Source organism: Dysosmobacter sp. HCP28S3_G4 (assembly GCF_052065175.1).
Taxonomy (GTDB): Bacteria; Bacillota; Clostridia; order Oscillospirales; family Oscillospiraceae; genus Oscillibacter.
In genome coordinates, this window is sequence record NZ_JBQHUP010000045.1 from 1 (window position 1) to 21,609 (window position 21,609).

At 55.9% G+C, this 21,609-nt stretch carries 27 protein-coding genes and 1 tRNA gene; 10 read left to right on the top strand and 18 right to left on the bottom strand.

The window, feature by feature from the left end; genetic code table 11:
- Positions 1 to 328: 328 nt before the first annotated feature.
- The 3 genes from ACTNBU_RS10165 to ACTNBU_RS10175 are packed head-to-tail and all read right to left on the bottom strand — an operon-like array spanning position 329 to position 4,067.
- Positions 329 to 1,792 (bottom strand): restriction endonuclease, encoded by a 1,464-nt coding sequence (locus ACTNBU_RS10165; protein ID WP_337541545.1) that lies wholly within the window; start codon positions 1,790 to 1,792, stop codon positions 329 to 331.
- Between the two features lie 29 nt (positions 1,793 to 1,821).
- The gene (locus tag ACTNBU_RS10170; protein ID WP_337541548.1) at positions 1,822 to 3,486 is read right to left on the bottom strand and encodes a recombinase family protein; all 1,665 of its coding nucleotides are present in this window, start codon (positions 3,484 to 3,486) and stop codon (positions 1,822 to 1,824) included.
- Positions 3,487 to 3,506: 20 nt separating this feature from the next.
- Positions 3,507 to 4,067, bottom strand: coding sequence for a recombinase family protein (locus ACTNBU_RS10175; RefSeq protein ID WP_441033608.1), 561 nt, complete (start codon positions 4,065 to 4,067; stop codon positions 3,507 to 3,509).
- Between the two features lie 153 nt (positions 4,068 to 4,220).
- Between ACTNBU_RS10175 and ACTNBU_RS10180 the strand changes: the two genes are divergently transcribed.
- From ACTNBU_RS10180 to ACTNBU_RS10205, 6 genes are all read left to right on the top strand, one after another.
- Positions 4,221 to 4,715 (top strand): hypothetical protein, encoded by a 495-nt coding sequence (locus tag ACTNBU_RS10180; RefSeq protein WP_441033611.1) that lies wholly within the window; start codon positions 4,221 to 4,223, stop codon positions 4,713 to 4,715.
- A gap of 681 nt (positions 4,716 to 5,396) precedes the next feature.
- Positions 5,397 to 5,708, top strand: a complete 312-nt coding sequence (locus ACTNBU_RS10185; protein WP_441033614.1) for a helix-turn-helix domain-containing protein — start codon at positions 5,397 to 5,399, stop codon at positions 5,706 to 5,708.
- Positions 5,705 to 7,207 (top strand): S-layer homology domain-containing protein, encoded by a 1,503-nt coding sequence (locus ACTNBU_RS10190; RefSeq protein WP_441033617.1) that lies wholly within the window; start codon positions 5,705 to 5,707, stop codon positions 7,205 to 7,207. The genes ACTNBU_RS10185 and ACTNBU_RS10190 overlap by 4 nt, the downstream gene beginning before the upstream one ends.
- Before the next feature lie 17 nt (positions 7,208 to 7,224).
- On the top strand, positions 7,225 to 7,428 hold the full coding sequence (locus ACTNBU_RS10195) for a hypothetical protein (protein WP_441033620.1): 204 nt from the start codon (positions 7,225 to 7,227) through the stop codon (positions 7,426 to 7,428).
- Positions 7,429 to 7,431: 3 nt separating this feature from the next.
- On the top strand, positions 7,432 to 7,845 hold the full coding sequence (locus ACTNBU_RS10200) for a hypothetical protein (protein ID WP_441033623.1): 414 nt from the start codon (positions 7,432 to 7,434) through the stop codon (positions 7,843 to 7,845).
- Positions 7,829 to 8,083 (top strand): hypothetical protein, encoded by a 255-nt coding sequence (locus tag ACTNBU_RS10205; protein ID WP_441033626.1) that lies wholly within the window; start codon positions 7,829 to 7,831, stop codon positions 8,081 to 8,083. The genes ACTNBU_RS10200 and ACTNBU_RS10205 overlap by 17 nt, the downstream gene beginning before the upstream one ends.
- A 55-nt stretch (positions 8,084 to 8,138) precedes the next feature.
- On the opposite strand, the gene ACTNBU_RS10210 is transcribed toward ACTNBU_RS10205, so the two are convergent.
- From ACTNBU_RS10210 to ACTNBU_RS10235, 6 genes are all read right to left on the bottom strand, one after another.
- The gene (locus ACTNBU_RS10210; RefSeq protein WP_337541560.1) at positions 8,139 to 8,306 is read right to left on the bottom strand and encodes a hypothetical protein; all 168 of its coding nucleotides are present in this window, start codon (positions 8,304 to 8,306) and stop codon (positions 8,139 to 8,141) included.
- Positions 8,296 to 8,697 (bottom strand): hypothetical protein, encoded by a 402-nt coding sequence (locus ACTNBU_RS10215; protein WP_337541561.1) that lies wholly within the window; start codon positions 8,695 to 8,697, stop codon positions 8,296 to 8,298. The genes ACTNBU_RS10210 and ACTNBU_RS10215 overlap by 11 nt, the downstream gene beginning before the upstream one ends.
- A 97-nt stretch (positions 8,698 to 8,794) precedes the next feature.
- Positions 8,795 to 9,145, bottom strand: coding sequence for a hypothetical protein (locus tag ACTNBU_RS10220; protein ID WP_441033629.1), 351 nt, complete (start codon positions 9,143 to 9,145; stop codon positions 8,795 to 8,797).
- Positions 9,126 to 9,869 carry a hypothetical protein gene (locus ACTNBU_RS10225; RefSeq protein WP_441033632.1) on the bottom strand — a complete coding sequence of 248 codons (744 nt, stop codon included), beginning with the start codon at positions 9,867 to 9,869 and terminating at the stop codon, positions 9,126 to 9,128. The genes ACTNBU_RS10220 and ACTNBU_RS10225 overlap by 20 nt, the downstream gene beginning before the upstream one ends.
- Positions 9,866 to 10,000, bottom strand: a complete 135-nt coding sequence (locus tag ACTNBU_RS10230) for a hypothetical protein (RefSeq protein ID WP_441033635.1) — start codon at positions 9,998 to 10,000, stop codon at positions 9,866 to 9,868. The genes ACTNBU_RS10225 and ACTNBU_RS10230 overlap by 4 nt, the downstream gene beginning before the upstream one ends.
- Before the next feature lie 294 nt (positions 10,001 to 10,294).
- The gene (locus ACTNBU_RS10235) at positions 10,295 to 10,765 is read right to left on the bottom strand and encodes a hypothetical protein (RefSeq protein WP_337541564.1); all 471 of its coding nucleotides are present in this window, start codon (positions 10,763 to 10,765) and stop codon (positions 10,295 to 10,297) included.
- A gap of 219 nt (positions 10,766 to 10,984) precedes the next feature.
- Between ACTNBU_RS10235 and ACTNBU_RS10240 the strand changes: the two genes are divergently transcribed.
- Positions 10,985 to 12,016 (top strand): recombinase family protein, encoded by a 1,032-nt coding sequence (locus tag ACTNBU_RS10240; protein WP_441033638.1) that lies wholly within the window; start codon positions 10,985 to 10,987, stop codon positions 12,014 to 12,016.
- Positions 12,017 to 12,025: 9 nt separating this feature from the next.
- Entirely contained in the window at positions 12,026 to 12,310 is a 285-nt protein-coding gene (locus ACTNBU_RS10245; RefSeq protein ID WP_441033666.1) for a DUF4368 domain-containing protein, read from the top strand.
- 66 nt (positions 12,311 to 12,376) lie between these two features.
- Here ACTNBU_RS10245 and ACTNBU_RS10250 read toward each other — a convergent pair.
- The 5 genes from ACTNBU_RS10250 to ACTNBU_RS10270 all read right to left on the bottom strand — a co-directional run bounded on the left by ACTNBU_RS10250 (position 12,377) and on the right by ACTNBU_RS10270 (position 14,676).
- Positions 12,377 to 12,452, bottom strand: a tRNA-Pro gene (locus ACTNBU_RS10250).
- Between the two features lie 164 nt (positions 12,453 to 12,616).
- Positions 12,617 to 13,474: a 16S rRNA (adenine(1518)-N(6)/adenine(1519)-N(6))-dimethyltransferase RsmA gene (gene rsmA / locus ACTNBU_RS10255; RefSeq protein ID WP_441033641.1), complete on the bottom strand. Its 858-nt coding sequence runs from the start codon at positions 13,472 to 13,474 to the stop codon at positions 12,617 to 12,619.
- Between the two features lie 51 nt (positions 13,475 to 13,525).
- Positions 13,526 to 13,966 (bottom strand): WapI family immunity protein, encoded by a 441-nt coding sequence (locus ACTNBU_RS10260; RefSeq protein WP_441033644.1) that lies wholly within the window; start codon positions 13,964 to 13,966, stop codon positions 13,526 to 13,528.
- An 18-nt stretch (positions 13,967 to 13,984) separates the two neighbouring features.
- The gene (locus tag ACTNBU_RS10265) at positions 13,985 to 14,392 is read right to left on the bottom strand and encodes a winged helix-turn-helix domain-containing protein (protein ID WP_441033647.1); all 408 of its coding nucleotides are present in this window, start codon (positions 14,390 to 14,392) and stop codon (positions 13,985 to 13,987) included.
- 62 nt (positions 14,393 to 14,454) lie between these two features.
- Positions 14,455 to 14,676, bottom strand: a complete 222-nt coding sequence (locus tag ACTNBU_RS10270; protein WP_441033650.1) for a hypothetical protein — start codon at positions 14,674 to 14,676, stop codon at positions 14,455 to 14,457.
- 176 nt (positions 14,677 to 14,852) lie between these two features.
- Between ACTNBU_RS10270 and ACTNBU_RS10275 the strand changes: the two genes are divergently transcribed.
- Positions 14,853 to 15,884 (top strand): aldo/keto reductase, encoded by a 1,032-nt coding sequence (locus tag ACTNBU_RS10275; protein ID WP_441033652.1) that lies wholly within the window; start codon positions 14,853 to 14,855, stop codon positions 15,882 to 15,884.
- 87 nt (positions 15,885 to 15,971) lie between these two features.
- On the opposite strand, the gene ACTNBU_RS10280 is transcribed toward ACTNBU_RS10275, so the two are convergent.
- Genes ACTNBU_RS10280 through hydA form a run of 4 tightly spaced genes read right to left on the bottom strand, consistent with a single transcriptional unit; the run spans position 15,972 to position 18,995 of the window.
- Positions 15,972 to 16,397 (bottom strand): DUF523 domain-containing protein, encoded by a 426-nt coding sequence (locus tag ACTNBU_RS10280; protein WP_441033654.1) that lies wholly within the window; start codon positions 16,395 to 16,397, stop codon positions 15,972 to 15,974.
- Positions 16,398 to 16,403: 6 nt separating this feature from the next.
- Complete coding sequence (locus ACTNBU_RS10285; protein WP_441033657.1) at positions 16,404 to 16,769, bottom strand: DUF3783 domain-containing protein; 366 nt, start codon at positions 16,767 to 16,769, stop codon at positions 16,404 to 16,406.
- A 40-nt stretch (positions 16,770 to 16,809) separates the two neighbouring features.
- A complete protein-coding gene (locus ACTNBU_RS10290) occupies positions 16,810 to 17,607 on the bottom strand; it encodes a hypothetical protein (RefSeq protein WP_441033659.1) in 798 nt (265 codons plus the stop codon).
- Positions 17,608 to 17,624: 17 nt separating this feature from the next.
- The gene (gene hydA, locus ACTNBU_RS10295) at positions 17,625 to 18,995 is read right to left on the bottom strand and encodes a dihydropyrimidinase (protein WP_441033661.1); all 1,371 of its coding nucleotides are present in this window, start codon (positions 18,993 to 18,995) and stop codon (positions 17,625 to 17,627) included.
- Between the two features lie 246 nt (positions 18,996 to 19,241).
- Between hydA and ACTNBU_RS10300 the strand changes: the two genes are divergently transcribed.
- The gene (locus ACTNBU_RS10300) at positions 19,242 to 21,437 is read left to right on the top strand and encodes a 5'-nucleotidase C-terminal domain-containing protein (protein ID WP_441033663.1); all 2,196 of its coding nucleotides are present in this window, start codon (positions 19,242 to 19,244) and stop codon (positions 21,435 to 21,437) included.
- Positions 21,438 to 21,609 lie beyond the last annotated feature (172 nt).

Genomic DNA, 21,609 nt, shown 5'->3' on the forward strand with positions numbered 1-21,609 from the left:
ACTGTTATTTTGAAAACAAGGCGGCAGCAGCTTGCACCACTTCCACCTTGAATATATTTTGCTCTATTTGCACCGCATTTCGGTGTTTACACAGAATTTGGGACAGACCCCGAGGACGATTTCACCCCGTTCAAGAACATTATAAATGTTTTGTTTTGCTTTTCAACGGTATTTGCCAACGGCGCAAAAGCGCACAGCATAGTAAAAGCACTTGTAACTGTCTCGCTACGAGAGCGGCGGTTGCAAGTGCTTTTTCTTTTTGGGTGTTGTTTATAGCCTGTTGCGCTGCAACTGGGAGAGAACGCATGAGAGCGGGCGAGATGTACGGTTATGCGGATAGGTAATAATCATCTGCATTATCCAGCTTGCTCATTAACTGACGGATTTTGCCCCGCCCCCATACTTTGATACCTAACTGCTTTGCTTCACCCTCTGCTTGCGCTGTGAGTGTGCTTGTAGTGATAACTGCCACCATATCGCACTCATAAAGTGCTTTGCCCTTGTAGGTCTGTCCTATGGCAATAGCGTCCACCTTTGTATCGCCCCAACGCTTGCATTGGAAGCCCCATTTTATATCGTCTTTCTCTGCTGTAATGTCGATGCCGTGGTCACCAGACGCAGGTGTGACCCGCACGTCTGTCCAACCGTTCACACGCAGCAAATCAGCGCAGAAATGCTCGAATGTTCCACCGTCCATTTTGTCAATGTCAATGCGTTCATCTTCGACCTTGTAACGCTCGTCAGCAGTATCTTCGTCTGCCACTTCGTACTCATTTTCGTAACCTCGGTTGACTATTTGAGCAATGCAGATTTTACACTGTCCAACAAATTCAGCAAGACGGGAACTATGCTTAAAGCGCAGCATAATTGAGCCTTCATCTGTATCTATACTCAAGTACCAATAGGTCTTATAGTTGTCTTGCGTGGTATAGGTTGTTTCTGGAGTGCGAATCCATGTCCTTGTCACACCACCGCGCGGTCCCAACGAAATTGCAGATGTAAGGTTTGTCTTGCGGTGAGCGATAGTTGTTTGCCCGACAAATGTTCTTTCAGAACGGAAAGAAACATCTGTAATATGTTGAAAACTCCTTGTTTCTTCAGACATAGTGTACTTAAAGACAATTTTATCTTGATATACTATGGCTTTTACAGTTTCTTCGGATTGGGCTGATAAGCCGTAAATGTGCTGCCCTTTTATCCTCGCCAACTCTCCATTGTCTTTTCGCTTCTTTTCTATATACGCTCTCGGCAGTACAAAGCACAAGATTATAAGTACCATAATGCCTGCCGCTATCCTGCTCTGAGCTTTTCCCCAATTATCCACTATCTCAGTTCCAACTATGGCAGACGCCAAAAGCGCAATTCCCCAAAAAGGCTTTTCAAACAAAAGATATATAAAAAGCACAATTCCGCCTACGATAAGAACCAGAAGCAACAGGTTGATAATAAGGTACAGTACGTCTTTCCCAAAATTCGCCAAGAGGCTAATGTCAATTGAGCCAATATCTCTCGGACAAATAAGGAACAGTCCCAACAAAATGTATAAGGCTGTCTTTACTTTTCCTTTTGCAAATTTGTGAATTAGATACCATGGCGGTCCACAAGCCGCTATAAGTACACAGACTACAAGCGCAAGAATAAAAAATATGTTGTTACCATAATTTTTTCCTGTGGCTTTACCTATCGCAGCACAGGCGAGTAACAGCACAATGAGTGGCAAAAAAAGTGCAAGAATGACACCTAACGTTTTCAAGACCTCTTTTAAGACCTTTTTTCTTTTTTCACTATCCATAAGACAATCCTCTCTATCCAACAGCATAGTCAAGACACCTTGCGCCGTGACTGGTATTTCAAATACTGGTGCTTTTCCACCAGCCTATCCACTTCCTCAATACCTTTCTGCTTAAAGGTGAGCGTACCGTCTGGATTGACAGTAATGCTTTCCAACCCTGCAATCTTTTCTTCTCTGCTAATTGTTTTGAACTCCTTGCGCCAAATCTCCCTTTGCTCCTGCAAATATGCAATCGTTTCGTCTACCGCTGCAATATCCGCCTGTATTTCCTCATTGGAGCGGGATAGCTGCTTTATGGCGTATTGCAGCCGTTCTTCCTCGGCTTTGAGCGGCTCGGCTTTCTCGTCCAACTGCTCCTTGCTGAACATATTAGACAGGTAGAGGTCTAACAGCTTGTCCTTTTGCGTGATAATCTCTGCAAGCTGCTCTTTCATATAGCTTACTTCATCGGCGGTTTGCTTGTCAATCTGACTTTCCAGCGCCGCCCGAATACCCTCTAATTCCTCTATGCCAGTATGAAAGCGAATGAAAAGGCTGTTGCCGAATGCGCGGCTTTGCAGCATACGGTTTATCTTTGTTTCAGACACATTCGGATTGTTGCAGAGCATGACCCTGTTGCCGTCCTTGTCTCGCTTCATCGTGCGCTTGGTCTTGCAGGCGTATGTCCGCACTCTGCCGCCAGCAGACTTGATATAGTCACTGCCAGAAGAATAGTAGGTTGCACCGCAGCAGCCGCATACCAATTTACCCGCAAAGTCCGTCTTGCCTGTATAGATACCCTTGCGCTCCTGGTGCTGCACCTTGCTTTCAAGTACGCTCTGCGCTTTCTCAAAGGTTTCCATATCAATAATGGCAGGTACTTTGTCCGTTTCAAATATCACGGCTTTGCCTGTTTCTCTTACAGGGTGCTTTTCAAATATCAAGCCTGTTGTAAACCTGTTGCGGACACCTCGCCCTGTATAGGTGATATTCCGCAGTATGATTAAAAGGCTTCTGCCGCTGAACGGCTTGCCCTGTCTTGTGAATATGCCGTGTTCGGTCAAATACTCGCCGATGCGCTGAACGCCCATATTCTTGTTCGCATACAGGTCAAATATCAGCCGCACGACCTCCGCTTCGTCCTCCCGCACTTCCAGCCTGTTTTCAGGCTTCGGATAGTATTTGTAGCCATACAGGTTGCCGTGCGTATGGATATTACCCCGCTTGATGCCCTCCTGTATGCCAAACAGCACCTTGCGGCTCTTGTCGCGGCTTTCGTTTTCGTCCAAAACCTGTAATAGCTGCAACGTCATAATGTCATTGTCACGCTCGGTAGACAAGTTCGTGTCTACGAAATCTACATATACGCCATTCTTACGCAGCGTTTTCAAAAGCATATCGGCACTGACATTTCGTGCAAAACGGCTCGTGTTCTTTATCAGTATGCGGCTGAACTTCGGTTTGCCGACAATGCGGAACAAATCACCGTTCATATGGTTTTTATCCACACCTGCGTCTGCAATCATCTTGTCAAATGCTGGTCGATTCAAACTTGTGCCGCTTCGTCCGCAGTCTGCATACAACTGAACAAGATTATAGCTATCATTCTCGCCAAACTCACGCTGAAAATAGCTCATCTGATTTTCAAACGAACTCAACTGCTCCTTGTCCTTGGTACTGACACGCACATAGGCGCATATATCCGTTTTCGCCATGCTCTCGCCCCTCTCTCACGTCAGCAAGCCGCCGCCCGCTGGTGCAGCGCATTATACAGCGTTCCAGACGAGATACCGCAAATCTCGCAAATCTCGGCTATGCTGTGCGCCTTTGCGTCATACAGCTTCAAAGCCTTTTCCATCGTTTTTGCGTCCTTCGGCGGTCTGCCGCCCTTGCGCCCTCTCGCTCTGGCAGAGGTCAAGCCCTCGTTTGTCCGCTGCACGGTCAAATCACGCTCGAACTGGCACAGGGCAGAGAGGACAGTCACAAGCAGCTTTCCAGTCGGTGTGCTGATGTCAATGCTCTCTTTCAGACTGATAAGCACAACGCCCTGTTTTTCAAAATGCTCCACCAGCGCAAGCAAGTCCTTTGTGGAGCGTCCTAACCGAGACAGGCTTTCGATAACAACGGTGTCACCGTTACGCAGCTTGTCCAGCAGCCTATCCAGTTCGGGTCGGTTGCGCTTCGTGCCTGTCATTTTTTCGGTAAGCAGTTCGTCCACGCCATAGCTGTTGAGTGCGTCAATCTGACGGTCAAGGCTCTGCTCCTCGGTGCTTACTCTTGCATATCCAAATTTCATTGTTGCGCCCTCCTTTTTTGTAATAAACTATTTGCATAATTACAATAACATCTATACGCTAATTTTGCAAGCACTTTTTTATTATTATTTTGACTGTATATATCTTTGCTAATTTGATGTAGAATGTTTATAGAAAATGGGAGGGTGATGATTATGTTTATCGTTCAGAAAAATGAAGCGTCCAACAAAACAATCCGTATGTCGAACACTTTGATAGAGCAGTTGGAAGAAATCGCTGCAAATGAGGACATTTCTTTTAATCAGCTTGTGGTACAATGCTGTGAATACGCCCTCGCCAATCTGCCAAAAAATGATGGCAAAATAGCTTGCACAGAGCAGTTCATCAGCCAGAAGCGGCAAATCAAAAAAGCCTTTCTGGATTATATGGCAGGACAAAGCGATGTGAGCAAAAGCACCGCAACAACGATTTTTTCAGACGCTATCTTTGCTTCTCAGCCTAACAACGCCGCCCTCGGCGTAGATTTATATGACCTTTTCAGCGGCGAGTTGAGCATAGACGAGTATCAAAAGCAGTTGGAGCGGTTTCTCAGAACAATAGGACGGAGAGAGCCGGAGGCAAAGGCTCGTGGCTATGCCAAATCTGCTAAAATCCTAAAAGAGTTCATGGAACAGGCTAACCTCATTTAGACCGAAATTTTTTGACGAAGGTTGAGAAAAAGGTCGAAATAAAATGACCTCTACCCTTTGACAGAGCTTCATTTTCATACCACCGCCAAAACCGGGGGTGGGGGGTGGCGTGTCGGCGGCTGGCAGTCCTGCAAGGATATTATGAATGCAAATTGCCGCTTTCTTATCGCTGCTTCGTTGCCCTTGTGCCTGTGCGCTGCTGTATATGCCGCTGTTCTCGCTGGCTGTCTTGCGCTCTATGGCTTTGTGTCTATGCAGGCTGCTTGATACCGCTGCTGTCTGTGCCGCTGTATCGTGCGCCGCTTTCGCTGTGTCTGTATGGCTGTATATTGTCCGCTGTGCTGTCATGTGCGATATAGAACTTGCCCCGCCCCTTTCCCCATTCTTGCGGCGCACAAGGCAAAGGCTGATACTGCCTTATAAAATACGATGGTATTTTGTAATATTTCGCCCATGCGGTTTTAAGGCTTCAAAGGCGGTGTGATGCTTGCAAAAACTTTTGCAATAAACTATCTGCATTTATACGGCGTTTTTTGCAACGCTTCATATCTTTTATGGCTGGTACTCATTCGCTGTGAGTATCAGCCTTTTTCTTTGCTCTGCGGTCTACATACTGTTGCACTCCAATCGCCCAACTGAAAACCCATATCAGATAAAATACAAGGGCTTGAGGTGAAAACGATGATATATAACCTGTCTGCAAGACTAAAACAGCTACGGCAGGAGAAGCACCTAAAGCAAGAGCAAGTTGCGCTGTTGGTAGGTGTCACAAAGTCTGCTGTATCGTCATGGGAACTGGATATGCGGCAACCGTCCTATGCGGCTCTTATCCGCTTGGCTGACCTTTACCGTGTCAGCACCGATTATCTGCTCGGCAGAGAAGACCAACGTTCCGTTGACCTTTCTGGACTGACCGCCGCAGAAGCCACGCTGATTTGTGACCTTGTGGCATCTATGACAGCAAAGAACAAACGAATGGAGGATTATTTGTGAAAAGAGTTTTGAGCGTTTTTCTATCCGTGGCTATGCTGCTGTGTCTGCCTGTGACCACCTTTGCGTCAGAGGTCGAGGAAAGCCAACCGTCAGCCTGTACCGTCCATACCTTGGACGAGCTGAAAGCTGCGCTTGCCGCTGCCGCCGACGGTGACAGCATCGCCATAGCGGACTGTATTGAGATTTCAGATGAAACTGTCAGCAGCGACAAGGTGGTTAAAATTGTCCGCTCCAATGGCTTTACTGGTAATATGTTCGCTCTTGGCAGCAATGGCGGCTTGTCTGGCTTGACGATAGAGGATATGACCGCTGATTTTGTCAATACCGTCACGGTTGCCGTAGATACTGAAAACGCAGTCATTGAGCGGTGTTCGTTCTCTGGCAGCAGCGCAAACCTTGTCATGTTCATTGTGGCGTGCAGTAATGCGACCATAGTTGACAGCAGCTTTCAGACAAACGGCGGTCTTGCCCTGTCTGTCCCCGTACCCGCCGCCGCTGTTACCGTCCGCAACTGCACCATAACCGACTTCACGCTGCCAGACGGCGAGAGCGTCATTGCAAACAACGGCAACCTCACCTTGGAGCAGTCAAAGGTGTACGGCAACACAGGCGGCATTGTGAATAGCGGCACTCTCACCGTGAGAGCGAGCGAGATCCACGGCAACGGCAATAGCGATATAACAAGCCGTGGGCAACTGAATCTTGCAGAGAGCAGCGGCGATAGGCTTCTCTACAATGCCGCAACAGGCGAACAGCTTTCCTTGCCGCTGTCTGAATACACAGATACCGCAACGCTGCTATTCTTGACCGAACAGGAAGCCGCCGACCGCTTCAAACCCGCCCCAGAGCCTACGCCAGAGCCAGAGCCAACACCGGCACCCACGCCGACACCAGATGACAGCGACAATGACGATGATGATACGCCGCCTGTTTCTCGCCCCTCTCGTCCTTCTCGCCCTGCCGCCAGTAAGCCAAAGCCGACCCCCGCACCCGCTCTTGTCTGCGGTAATGCTGTGATTGACCTTTCCCGCTCCGTGGTGCTGCAAGGCTATGGTGACGGTTTGCTGCATTTAGAGGACAGCTTGACAAGAGCGCAAATGGCAACTATCCTTTACCGCCTGTTAGACGAAAAGAGTATTGCTGAATATGAAGCCGCAGAAGCCGCCTTTACCGATGTACCCGCTGATATGTGGTGCAGCCGCTATGTATCCACCATTGCAAAGGCGGGCATTGTGGCGGGTGTTGGAAACGGCTGCTTTTATCCGAATGACAAGCTGACATGGGCGCAGATACTTACCGTGTTGAGCCGCTTTACAGAGCCAAAAGCCTGTGCGCTGCAACATATCCAGTATGACGGTTGGGCGGTTGAAGCGGTGCAGACCGCCGTTGCGCTTGGCTGGATTGAGGATAGCGCGGATTTTGCACCAAACGCCATAGTCAGCCGTGGTGACTTCATGCAGCTTGTCAACGGCGTTCTCACGCTGTATCGTGCGGTCTGAAAGGCGGTGCGGCATACATGGTACTGACTTGGCGCAGACTGCGAGAAAAGCGAGAGCAGGGCAGAGAAGCGCAGATAGCAAGCGTTATGCGCCTTATTGAGCAATACCCCTTTGTGGATGTGTTCATGGGTATGCCCTCACGCATGCAGCTATGGCAAGCAAAGCACTATCCGCTCTGTGATGGTGTGCTGATTATTTTTGACAAGCAAAAGGAGAGATGAACAATGGGATTAAGACCGAAGCCCCTGTTTTGGGCTGAACGCATAGAGGAAAAACGGCAGAGCGAGAGAGACCTTATAGGCACTGGCGGTAAAATTGACGAGCTGTATAAGGTTATTGAGTTCAGACCGAATATCAAGGTTATGAAGTACCTTCCCGCAGCAGACGAAATGGACGCAATCAAAAATGAAAACATCTATGACGGTTTCCTTATCATTTTTGATACAATGCCCGATGATGTTACCGACCTGAAAGAGATTATCCGACTTCGCCCACGGTTGAAGTTCAGCAGCGGGAAAAACCCCTCTCGTGATAGCATTATTGAGTTGCTACATGACCGCTCTTATGACGGTTGGCTGCATACCTTTAAGCGACTGAAAAAAGCGGAACGGGAGTATGTGTATGGGAAGAAAGAATAACGCAGGCTTTCAACCTCTGCCTAAGATGCTGCCCCATAATGCACCATATATATCCAATCCAGAGGACAGGGGCGCACGGCTGCAAGCAGAGGTATTCCGTGCCGTAATGGAGCATTCCGACATCTGCATTTGCAGCGGCTTTGTGCCAGACCGTAATAAGCTGTGCGAACTGGCAGAGCAGTATGACGGTGTGTTGGTTATTTTTGAAAATATCTCCGACGAACTCACAATGCTATAACAGCCATAAAAAGGCGGCTATGCAGCACCATTCGCTGTATAGCCGTCTTTGCTGTTCAGTTTGGAATTTTATCTTCGCCTACAAAGATAATCACCTTTGCATTCGGCGGCAGCTTCGCCAACTCTGACCGCTTCGGCTGTCCGAAAAAGACAAAGTGTGTCTTGTCCTTGTTCGCCCGCCGCTCAAGCCGCTTCAATCTGTTCTGTAACACCTTATTCTGCATTCAAGCTGTCCTCCAACCGTTCCATGCGAGAGAGAATATCTCTGCTGTCCGCATAGCGTGACGCATAATTGAAAATCAGCTCCGTTGCTCTCAGCCTTGCGTTTACGCTTGCCTTTGGGTCGTCCAATACTGCAACGACCTTATCGACCGCTTTTTCAAGCTGGCTGGATAGCTTTGTCCACGCTGCATTGACGATTTTATTCTTTGTCTGCTCCAATGCTGCTTGAAAGTCCTCGTTTTCGAGATACTTATAGCCTGTCGAGCGGTTGATACCCGCCACTCTGCAAGCCTGTGACAGATTTTCTGTCTTGGCGTACTCCATGAGAAAAGCGGACTGCTTGACTGTTAGCCCAGCTATCCGCTCAAACGCCATATTCGTCCTATCGTCCATCGAAGAAATACCCCCTAAAAATATTTATTTGCTTGATTTCGCTGTTCTCGCCCATTTCTCGCCCTTTCTGCTCTGTACCATATTCTGCTATTCCTGCTTAAAATACCCTTGCATTTGCGAAATTGGACACTCTCTCCTTGCTCTCGTGACTTTTCTCGCTGTTTTCTGCGCTGTCTGGTGTAGTTACGGTATCAGAATCTTCTAACGCGATCTCGCTTGCTTCTCGCGGCGAGAGCGTGGGTTTTGCGCTGTCCTGCTGTGTACTTTGTGCGACTGTATGCGGACTTTCAGCGGCTTTTACCGCCTTTTTCTCCTGTTCCTCTTTCATAAAGTCTACACATACGGTTGCATTTGGGTCAATCTTTACTTTCTCTCTGCACTCTGCAAAATTGACCTGTGCGCTGTAACTGTAATCCTTTTTCTGAATTTCAAAGCGGTCTGTAAACATAGCCTTTCTCCTTTCCCTTTTCGTCCTCGTCTGCCTCGTCACTAAAATAGAGTTCGTCACCCTGTTTTACAATATCTGCGGTCACTCTTTCCTCTGCCGCTTTCAGCATTCCGCCGCCAATGATATTAGCCTGTAAGAATGGAATAAGTGCGCTTTCCAGTCTATCCAGTTCTGCCGCCTTATCCTTTTCAAACTGCAACTCTGCCGCCGACTTCGCATTCTGCGCCGCTCTCGGATAGTAGTCTTGCAGCAGCTTGCCTACCTCGCTGTCACCGGACAAAAACATGATTGCCCTTGCGCCGACCTGCGTATTGATGTAATCGTCTACAATGCGCCCAATCAGTACGCCGTTGTTCTGCCCCTCGGCTGCAATGCGTGTCTTGATAAGGTTCTGCATGAACTGCAAATCGGCATAGTCACGCTCTGTATAGCGGTGCTCAAAGTTGGCGGCTCTTACCTTTGCGATTTCTGCCCGCTGCTCGTCAATGTAGCGGCTATTTTCCTCAATGGCGCTCTGTACCTTGTTCCGCCACTCCTTGTTCATCTTCCGCAATTCGTCTTGATACCACTTGTCTGTATAGCCGCAATCCTTTTTCTGCTTTTGCAGCTTTGCGAGCGCGGCGGGGTAGGGGTTGGTGTCAATCAGACTTTGCAGCGCATAAGGCTTCCATTTTGGCTGCTGCATGACCGTCCATCCAGACGGCAATCCGTTGTTTGTGTTCATACCTGTTTTTCTCCTTTCATCTTGTCCATTGTGTTGTTGTCTGTATTACCCTCTGCGGTGAGGGGTGAGGGGGTACGCTGAAAAGCTGTACCAAATGACTGCTGTAATTTCTGCTTGCGATAGTTACGCATATACTCCCGTCTATGCTTCTTTTTCAATTCCGTTGGAATAGGCGGTCGAGACATTGTAAAAAATCCCCTTTCTTTAGTTTGCTATATCATCAGCTTTGCAAGCTGTTGTATAAGGCGTATCGCTGTATATTGGCTCGATGGTTTAGCCGTGTAGCTGTATAGTGCGTATAGAACGCTTATAAGCCTATATATATTACATAACAAATGAAAAGCGCCCCTTGACCACCCGCAAACCCTTGCGTATCAATGCTTTGCGATTATCAAAGGCATCATGAAAACGTACAAAAGCACTTTTCAAACCCGCCGCAAAACAGAGCTTTGCCCCTCTATATATGCCGCTGCCTGCGCTGTCTGCTCTGCCGTTTTCAAGTGCTGCTTGTGGCATTTGCAGTCTGGATTGCCTTTCCGCACGCTCTGTATGATGCGCTCTGCGGCGGTGCTTGCGCCGTACCCCTGTACCATGATGTGAATATGCGGTGGCTTGTCTGTGCAAGGCTCTACCCGCTCGCCGTTGTGTATGCGCCTTTCAGAGCAGATAAAGACCTTCTTGCCGCCGTAGCGCATGGACTTCTGATAACCCATTTTGCCCATGTACTGTGAGTCCGTGACAGAAAGACCGAGCATAAAAGCGATGTCCTCACCCTGTTTCTTTTTCAGCCTGACGCAGACGGCACGAAGCCTGTTCAGCTCCTTTTCTGCTTCTTCCATGCTGCTGAATTTTCGAGGGTCATCAAGAAAATATGCTGTGCTGACTTTCTCTCGCATACTCACTCCCTCCTGTACTGCGTAATATTATTTTACAGTCCAAAACATCGAAAATAAAGCGGATTTTGCGCGTTTTCTACAACTTCTACACTCCAAACAAACCACAGCCAAATATTTCTTAGAAAAAATTCGGCTCGAAAACAGCAACTTGCACAAAAGAAAAAAGAGCGGCTAAAACCGCTCTAAAACCTGTGTCAGTATGCTGTTTTTTCACCGTTGATGAACACCGTTGAAACGCAATATATAACAAATGAATACTACGCCAAGGACATCTCCAAGAAGCGCCGGATCGTCAATAAGATGAAAGGCAACGCTGGAATTTCGCTTTCTCCGCCGCCCTATGGCTATATGAAAAACCCGGATGATCCCCGGTTTTGGGTCATTGACCCGGAGGCTGCCGAGGTGGTGCGCTGCATCTACCGTCTGGCCTTGGAGGGCAACGGCCCCTTGCAGATTGCCACGGCGCTGGGGACGATGGGGGCTCTGAACCCCTCGGCCTATCGAACCAGCAAGGGGATCAGCAAAGGCGGCTCCAAAAGCACGCTGGAGCCTACCAAGTGGAACCACACCACCGTCAAGAAGATCCTCACCTTACAGGAATACTGCGGCGATGTGATCAACTTCAAAACCTACTCTAAGTCCTACAAGATGAAGCGTCGGATTGAAAACCCGGGGGAAAACCGGGCGATCTTCCTCAATGTCCATGAGCCTATCATTGACCGTGTAACTTGGGAAAAGGTACAAAGCCTGCAAACCACCAGGCGCAGACGGCCTACCGTCACGCAGGAGTCCAGCGCCTTTTGCGGCTATCTGAAATGCCCGGAGTGCGGCGGCAATTTGAATTTCCATTTTAACCAGGGCAACCACGACATCAAGTTTTTCAGTTGCCGCAACCACAATTCCGGGCTCCGCAAATGTTCGTCTACCCACTATATTCGGCTGGACTTCTTGGAGCAGGTAGTGCTCTATGAGGTACACCGTCTGGCTTGTTTCGCCAACGAATACGAAAACGACTTCATCAAGGCGATGGTAGGGCGCTCCGCCAAGGCAGCGGAAAATGACAGGGTACGCAAGAAGCGGGAGCTGGACGGGCTGCTGGCCCGGGATAGGGAGCTGGATATGCTCTTTGAGCGGCTCTATGAGGATAATGTGTCCGGCAAGATCGACGATGCCCGGTTCGCCAAAATGTCCAAGCGATATGAGCAGGAACAGGGCGAGAACGCCGGACGGATCGAGGCGCTGCGGTTGTAGCTGAAAAAGCTGGAAGATAAGCGGATGGATGTGGACACCTTTCTGGAAACGGTGCGACGCTACACCGACGCCACCACTATCACTAAGCGCATGGTTGCCGAGCTCATTCAGTACATCGAGGTCTATCCTGCGGTCAAGGAGGACGGCATTACCAATCAGCGGGTGACGATCCACTACAACTGCATTGGAGCCTTTGAGGTGCCAGATCGCCGGAAGATCCCCGAGCGGGACATTCTTTTGGAAACGAGAAAAGGCGTAGCATTAAGCTACGCCCCCACACAGATTGCCATATAAATTTGGAAATAAAAAATGCGGAGTATCATCAACAGACCTTTTCAGATCCTATAAGGACACTCCGCATGGTCCGAGTAGCGGGACTTGAACCCACGGCCTCGTGGTCCCGAACCACGCGCGCTACCAACTGCGCTATACCCGGATATTCAATTTTCGGAGCAGCCGTATTGCGCTCGAATACAGCAACGATTATTATAAGGATTTTTTTGCCGTATGTCAAGGCTTTTCTTTCACGCCGCCGTCAAATTCCCCGGAGTCCGGAAGGGCTCCGGGGGTTCCTCGTTTTTTCGACGGGCTTCTCCGCCGTCAGCGTGTCTCCGCCAGGGCGGCGGTCAGGCGGGCGTACTCCTCCAGGCCCAGCCGCTCTCCCCGGATGGTCTCCGGCAGACCGGCGGCGGCGATGGCGGCGCGGATACCGTCCTTTCCGTACTCCGGCAGGGCGGACGCCAGACTGTTCACCAGCGTCTTCCGCCGCAGCAGGAAGGCCCCCCGGATGACCCGGAGGAAAAACGCCTCGTCCTCCACCTCCACAGCGGGCCGCTGCCGCCGGACGCACCGGATCACCGAGGACGTCACCTTCGGCGCAGGCAGGAAGCACTCCTTCGGCACGTCGAACAGCAGCTCCGTCTCCATGCGGTACTGCATCAGCAGGGAGAATGCGCCGCACTCCGGATCGCCGGGGGCTGCGCAGACCCGCTGGGCCACCTCCCGCTGGATCATCACCGTCACGGACTGGATGCAGGGCGTCTCCGCCAGCTTCGTCAGGATGGGCGTGGTGATGTTGTAGGGCAGGTTGGCGCAGACCATGGGCGTCAGGCCCGGCAGCTTCTCCGCCGCCAGAGCGGCCAGGTCCAGCTTCAGGGCGTCGCCGGGGACGATCTCCACGCTGGGATACTCCGCCATGGTCTCCGCCAGCACCGGCAGCAGCGAGCGGTCCAGTTCAATGGCCGTCACCTTCCCCGCCCGCTTTGCCAGTTCCGCCGTCAGGGGGCCGATGCCCGGGCCGATCTCCACCACGCCGCAGGTCCCGTCTGCGCCGGACGATTCGGCGATGCGCCGGGGAACGGTGGGATCGATGAGGAAGTTCTGCCCCATGGACTTGGAGAAGTGGAAGCCGTGGCGCCCCAGCAGCGCCCGGATGGTATCGTAATCGCAGAGATTCATGGTGGATGTCCGCCTTTCGTCAAACTGTGGGCCGCACCCGGCCCGGGATGGTCAGCCGTTGCGGTCCGGGAACTTCTCGCACAGCCGGTCCAGCTCGGCGATGAGGGCCTTCATCTCCTCCTTGGTCAGCAGGGCCTCCACCTCGGCGGTGTCGATGTCCTCCATGGTGTTGGGCAGGGCGAAGGACACGTCCACCCGGAAGCCCTCCCCCTCCTCCGCCGCGGACAGGGCAAAGTACGGCTCCGCGAAGTCGCTGTCGTACCGCTGGCGGATGCCGGCGTTCAGCACCTTCAGTCCGGCGGTCAGCTCCCGCAGCTCGTAGGTCAGCAGGCACGCGTTGGAGTCCTTGATGTGCTGGCCGTCCTCGTCCGTGTAGGTGGCCCGGATCACCAGCCAGTTCTGGTCGTCGCTGCCGGGCTCGCCGCTGTCCAGGGGGAATTCGTAGCTGGTGATGTCCAGCCGCAGGCTGGTCTCGTCGTTTTTGAAAAGCATGTGCGTTCTCCTTCTGTCTCATCCGCGGGAGGGCGTGGAACCGCCGCGGCCCGTTGATTGTTCAGGGGACACCGCTCCGAAGTCTCCGAAGGCGTCCCGGAACCGGGATTGGGCGTAGGCCTCCAAATCGGCGCGGTACCGGTCGTAGGCCGCCAGCAGACGTTGGGCGTCCTCCGTCAGCACGGCGCCGCCGCCGTGGCGTCCGCCGATGGTGGAGTCCAGCAGCTTGCGGTCAAACACCGCCTCGGCGGTGCGGATGATCCGCCACGCCTTGGAATAGGCCATGCCCATGGATGCCGCCGCGGCCCGGAGGGACCTGTGCTCCTCCACCCGGTGGAGCAGCGTGGCGATGCCCGGGCCGAAGCAGCGGGTGTCGTCGTCGGCGTACAGCCGCACCGTCAGCTTCAAATGCAGTTCTCTGTCCATTCCGCCGCGCCTCCCCTCTGCCGGTCATGACCAATTTATTTTACCACAGCCGCCGGATATTTTCAACGCCCCCGGGACGGGTCTGTCCGTTTTTCCCAGGTCTGCGCCGCGGAGGACCGGTCTGATTGCTTCGTAGCCTTCCGGGACTTGAAAATCGCCGCCCATCCGATGACCATGGCCGCAATGGCCGGGAGCTCATAGACGGCGCTTGCCTTATCGTGCCGTCCCAGGTGAAGGATGATCCGCAGAAGAAACAGGTCTACGAAGCCGCTGACAAACTGCATGGGCCCCTCCATTCCGGATTTTGATCTGCCCCCTTATCATACCAGCTCCTGCCCGCCGCAAGCGCTCCCGCTCCCGCCGGAAGAATATCCGGAACCCCTTGCGGGAAACGGACTCCAGGGTATATAATGGATCATCAGAAAAAAATCCGCCGAGGGCGGGAGAGGGGAGAAAACATATGGATATCAAAAAAGTCCGTCTGGGCCGCACGGAGCTGTACGTCACCAAGACCGCCTTCGGCGCCCTGCCCATCCAGCGCATCTCCAAGGAGGACGCGGCGAGACTGGTCCGCCGGGCCTACGACGCCGGGGTCAACTACTTCGACACCGCCAACAAATACACCGACAGCGAGGAGAAGCTGGGCATCGCCTTCGAGGGCATCCGGCAGAACGTAGTCATCTCCACCAAGAGCGACGGCAAGGACAAGAAGACCGTCCAGGCCCACATTGAGGCGAGCCTCCGCCGCCTGCGGACGGACTACATCGACCTGTTCCAGTTCCACAATCCGGCGGTGCTGCCGGACATCAACGACCCCGACGGCCCCTTCGCCGCCGCGCTGGAAGCCAAACAGAAGGGCTACATCCGCCACATCGGCATCACCAATCACCGGCTGGCGGTGGCCCATCAGGCCATCGAGTCCGGGAACTTTGAGACACTGCAGTTCCCCTTCTGCTATCTGTCCTCGGAGAAGGACCTGGCGCTGGTGGCGGACTGCCGCACCCACGACATGGGCTTCATCGCCATGAAGGGCCTCTCCGGCGGCATGCTGAACAACGCCGCCGCCTGCTACGCCTTCATGCAGCAGCACGACACCGTGGTACCCATCTGGGGCATCCAGCATGAGTGGGAGCTGGACCAGTGGCTGGACCTGACGGAGCGGGGCCAGACCATGACCCCGGAGCTGCAGGCCGTCATCGACCATGACCGGACGGAGCTGGCCCACAACTTCTGCCGCAGCTGCGGCTACTGCCTGCCCTGCACCGCCGGCATCGACATCCCCCAGGCCGCCCGGATGGCCATGCTGCTGCGCCGGTCCCCCTATCAGCAGTACATGACCGACGAGTGGTACGCCAAGATGCACAAGATCGAGGAGTGCGTCCACTGCGACGCCTGCAAGTCCCGGTGCCCCTACGAGCTGGATACCCCCGATCTGCTCCAGGCCATGCTGAAGGACTACGACCAGTTCTACGCGGAGCATCACAACGACTGATTTTTCCGCCCTATCTGAACAGACAGGCCCCGGCTCACACGAGCCGGGGCCTTGATGTCATCTGCGTTGAATTCCGCTTCCCCGCCGTCACAGCTCTCCCGCGCGGCTCTCGCCGTACACCGGGATGCCATTGGCGGACAGCAGCGCCGCCGTGACGCCGTCCCCTGCCGTCAGAGCGCGGGTGAAGGCGCCGTCGTAAATGGCGCCGTGTCCGCAGGAGGGACTGCGCTCCTTCAGCACCGCCGCCTGACAGCGCAGCGTCCGGGCCAGTGCCAGAGCCGCCTCCGCTCCCCGGCGGTACTGGGCCGTCACATCGGCCCCCGCCTCCGTCATCACCCGGTCTCCCCGGCGCTCGGCGGGGGGACGGGGCGTGGGCAGGCCCCCCAGCTGCTCCGGACACACCGGCACCAGCGCATGGCGCTCCGCCAGGGCCAGCACCTCCGGGTGGGGCTTGGACGCGCCGTCGTACCGGCAGGGACAGCCCAGCAGGCAGGCGGACACCAGGATCCGCACGGTCCCTCACCGCCCCTTCCGCTCGATGGCCTGATGCTCCCGGTTCAGCTCCGCCAGCAGCCGCTCCGGCGTCCAGTTCCGGTTGTGGGTCGTCAGCACCGCTTTCAGGCAGGTGACGCCCGCGCCCCGCAGGGCCGGCAGCAGATCGTTCATCTGCTCCTCCAGCCCGCAGAGCACCGCCATCCGGCCATTGAGGGCCACGGGGGACGCGCCCTCCGGGGCGGTCTTCCCCGCCGCCAGCTCTCCGATGGTCAGTCCGCAGTCCCGTGGGCCCACCGCCCGCACCTCCGTTCCAAAGGGCCCGGCGGCCGCCTGGGCCGCCAGGATCTCCGGCAGGCTGTCAAAGCCAAACAGCAGGATCGTATGCTCCATAATGATTCCTCCTTGCTCGTTGAAAAGACAATGCTCGCTGTCACAGCATGGACAGGATGGAGAGGGCGCTGAAGCCCTCCGCCGCCGGGGTCAGCTCCAGGCCGGTAGCTCTCCGCACTTCCGCCGCCCAGGACGGCGTCTGCCACAGCAGGATACAGCCCTGGCCGCCGTCAGCGCACAGATACAGGCAGCGGTCCCCCTCCAGACGGTCCAGTACCTTGCCCATGTAAGTCAGAAAGCCGGTGTCCAGCCAGTCCCCCTGGAAGTCCGCGTCGTAGCGGCAGGGTTCGCCATTGCACAGGAACGTGATGGTCTGGGTGCCGCTGTCCTTGTCGTAGTCCACGCCGCCGGTGTCCTCGACAATGTCCGTGAATTCCGCGTCCCCGGCGGTGATGGCCTGAATGCCCGCCAGGGTGTCGGTGTACATGGTGTCCAGGCTGAAGACCTCCAGATCCATCCAGTAGACCTGATGAGAGGTGGGGGTCCAGTTCCAGTCGGCATCCCACTCCCCGACGCCCAGATCGTCCAGCAGCCACAGAGCGGCGTCCGCCGTGGTGGAGAGATAACCGGCCATCCACTCGCCGTCCTCCTCCGCATCCAGGGCTTCCAGCAGACGGTCTCCGGCCTCCGCCGCGCCCTCGATGCCCAGCTCCTCCAGGGCCGACGCGGCCTTCTTCACGTTCTTCCGGACCTTGCCCGTGTCCGCCGGGACGGTATCACCCGTAAGTCCCGGCGTGAAGGGATCCGCCTGGTAGATGGCCCCCTGTCCGGAGCAGCCCGCCAGCAGCAGGACCGACAGCAGCCCGGCGGCGACGGCCGTCCTGAAATTTCTCCTCATGGCTGTTCCCCGCCGGCTCACAGCCCGCACTTGCCCCGGGCCATGTACTGTCCCTCCGGCGCGCCCAGGACGTTTCCGTTCTCCACCGCCAGACGGCCCCGGAGCCACACCTGCCGGATGCCTCCGGCGGTGACGAAGCCCTCGTAGGGGTTGTAGTCCACATTGGCAGCGCACTCCGCCGCCCGGATCACATGGCTGGCGTTGGGGTCGTAGACCACGATGTCCGCATCTCCGCCGGGCCGCAGGGTGCCCTTCCGGGGATAGAGGCCGTACAGCCGGGCGGGATTCTCGCTGAGGGCCTTGCACATGGCCGTCAGGTTGATGCGGTGCTTCGCCACGCCGTAGGAGTAGATCAGCTCGCCCCTGGTCTCCACGCCGGGAAGTCCGCCGGGGATCTTCGTGAAGTCCTCCCGGCCCATGGCCTTCTGGGCCAGGGTGAAGGAGCAGTGGTCCGTGGAGACGGTCTGGATCTCCCCCTTTTTCAGGGCCTCCCACAGGTACTTCTGCTCTCCCTTGTCCCGCAGGGGCGGGGCGCAGACGTACCGGGCCGCCTGGGACCAGTCCTCGTTGAAGTACAGGCTCTCGTCCAGCAGCAGGTACTGGGGGCAGGTCTCCACGTAGACGGTCTGGCCCCGGGCCCTGGCCCGCCGGACCTCCTCCAGGGCGTCGTGATTGGTGAGATGGACGATGACCACCGGGCAGTCCGCCGCCTGGGCAATGCGCAGCAGCCGGGCCACCGCCTCCGCCTCCAGATACTGGGGACGGGTCAGGGGATGGGAGCCCACTCCCAGCTCCCCGGCGGCCTTCCGCTCGGCGATCATGCCGTCGATGACCCCGGCGTTCTCACAGTGGAACCCGGCGATTCCCCCCAGGGCCTTCAGCCGCTTCAGGGCCAGGTACACGTCCCGGTCGCCGATCATCATGGCCGGATAGGTCAGATACATCTTGAAGGACGAGATGCCCGCGGCGAACATGTTGGGCAGCTCCGCCTGGATGGCGGGGTTCCAGTCGTCGATGGTCATGTGGAAGCCGTAGTCGCACCAGGTATGGCCCCCGGCCTTGGCGTGCCACAGATCCAGTCCGTACTGAAGGGACTCCCCCTTGTTGGGGCAGGCGAAGTCGATGACCGTGGTGGTGCCGCCCCGGAGGGCCGCCTTGCTGCCGGTCTCGAAATTGTCCGCCGTGGTGGTGCCCGCCACGGCCAGGTCGAAGTGGGTATGGGCGTCGATAAAGCCCGGGAACAGCAGACAGCCGGTGACGTCCACCGTCCGCTCCGCGCCGGTCAGGAGCCGTCCTACCTTGGCGATCTTCTCGCCGTCCACCAGCAGGTCCGCCCGCTTGGGGCCGTTCTCCGTCACCACGGTGCCGCCTTTCAGCAGAGTTTTCACGCAAACCACTCCTCATTTTCCCCCGCCGGTCTCTCCCCCGGACGGGCTCGTTTTTCCTCCCGTCCATTGTAGCACGGGGCGCCGGAAATATCTATCCCATCCGGGCGGTCTTCTCAAAAACTTCACAAAAAACCGGGATGAAATTTTACCGCGTGCCCGCCGCGCCGCCGTTCCCTTTCAACGGGAATGTGGTATAATAAAGGTACTATCCCAGCGGGGTCCAAAATTCAGGAGGAGGTTTCAAGAATGAAAACATCAAGCAAGTTCCTGTCCCTCGTACTGACTCTGGCGATGCTGTTCTCTCTGAGCGTCACGACCGTCAGCGCGGCGGACACCACCACCGAGCCCGTTCAGGGCGACATCGTGGTGCTCTACACCAACGACGTCCACTGCGGCGTGGACGACGCCGTCGGCTACGCGGGGCTGGCCGCCTACCGGGCGGACATGCTGGAGAAAACCGACTACGTCACGCTGGTGGACGCCGGCGACGCCGTCCAGGGCGCGGCGCTGGGTACGCTGTCCAGGGGCCAGTATCTGGTGGACATCATGAACCAGATGGGCTACGACGTGGCCGTCCCCGGCAACCATGAGTTCGACTACGGCATGGACCAGTTCCTGGCCTTGGCCAAGGCCCAGAAGAGCGGCTACATCTGCTGCAACTTCATGGATCTGAAGACCGGCAAGCCCGTGTTCGACGCCTATCAGATCATCACCTACGGCGAGACCAAGGTGGCCTACGTGGGCATCGACACGCCGGAGGCCATCTCCAAGTCCACTCCCACCTACTTCCAGGACGCCAAGGGCAACTACATCTACGGCTTCTGCCAGGGCGGCGACGGCCAGGACCTGTACAAGGCCGTCCAGTCCGCCGTTGACGCCGCCAAGGCCGAGGGCGCCGACTACGTCATCGCCGTGGGCCACTGCGGCATCGACGAGCAGAGCGCTCCCTGGCGCTCCACGGACATCATCGCCAACGTGTCCGGCCTCACCGCCTTCATCGACGGCCACTCCCACAGCGTCATCCCCTCCCAGACCGTGGCGGACAAGGACGGCAAAACCGTCATCCTCACCTCCACCGGCACCAAGCTGGAGAACATTGGCAAGCTGGTGCTGAAGCCCGACGGCTCCGTCACCACCGGCCTGGTCAGCAAGGACGACTACACGAAGAAGGACGACGCCATGGACACCTTCGTCAAGGGCATCCAAGCCAAGAACGACGCCCTGCTGAAGAAGGTGGTGGCCAAGTCCGACGTCACCCTCACCATCATGGGCGCCGACGGCAAGCGGGCCGTCCGCAACGCCGAGACCAACCTGGGCGACCTGTGCGCCGATGCCTATCGGGCCATCGGCGATGCCGACATCGCCTTCGTCAACGGCGGCGGCATCCGGGCCGACATCCCCGCCGGGGACATCACCTATGAGCAGATCATCGCCGTCCATCCCTACGGCAACGAGCTGTGCGTGGTGGAGGCCACCGGCCAGCAGATCCTGGACGCCCTGGAGATGGCGTCCCGCTCCAACCCCGGTGAGAACGGCGGCTTCCTGCAGGTCTCCGGCCTGAGCTACACCATCGACCAGTCCATCCCCTCCTCCGTGAAGGTGGACGATGAGAAGATGTTCGTCTCCGTGGAGGGCGCGCGCCGGGTGAAGGACGTGCTGGTGGACGGCAAGCCCATCGATCCCAAGGCCACCTACACCCTGGCCTCCCACAACTATATGCTCCATGACGCCGGCGACGGCATGAACATGTTCCAGAACGACAACTTCCTGATGGAGGACGTCATGCTGGACAACCAGGTCCTCATCACCTACATCACCGAGGAGCTGAACGGCTCCGTTCCCGTGGACTACGCCGCGCCCCAGGGCCGCATCACCCTCACCGGCGAGCCCTTCGACGACGTGGCCACCAGCGCCTGGTACTATGACGGCGTGGTCTACGCCTATCAGAACAAGCTGTTCAACGGCACCAGCGAAACCACCTTCAGCCCCACCGGCACCATGACCCGTGGCCAGATGGCCGCCGTGCTGTACCGCATGGCCGGTTCTCCCGACGTGGAGCTGACAGAAAAGTTCACTGACGTGGCCCCCGACTCCTTCTGCGCCAGGGCCGTGGCCTGGGCCGTGGAGCAGGGCATCACCAACGGCACCACCGCCACCACCTTCAGCCCCAGCGCCCCCATCCAGCGCCAGCAGTTCGCCGTCTTCCTGTACAAGTACGCGCTGGCCGCCGGCTATGACGTCTCCGTGGGCGAGGACACCAACATCCTCAGCTATCTGGACGTGTCCTCCGTGGGCGAGTACGCCATCCCCGCCATGCAGTGGGCCTGCGGCGCCGGTGTGCTCCAGGGCAGCGACGGCAACCTGATGCCCGCCGCCTCCTGCACCCGCGCTCAGGTGGCCGTTATCCTCCAGCGCTTCGCCGGACTGGCCCAGGCGGGCTGAGTTTTCCGGGAAACGGAAGGATCTCCAGGCATACGAAAGCCCCGCGCCCAAAAGGGCGCGGGGCTCAGCTTGTCGAAAAACCCTGTCTGAAGGAAAAGAGTCCTTTTTTGCAGGGGGAGTACGAGGGGGCGGGAGCCCCCTCGTGTTGGATTGAATGCCTGCAAAAAGCCTG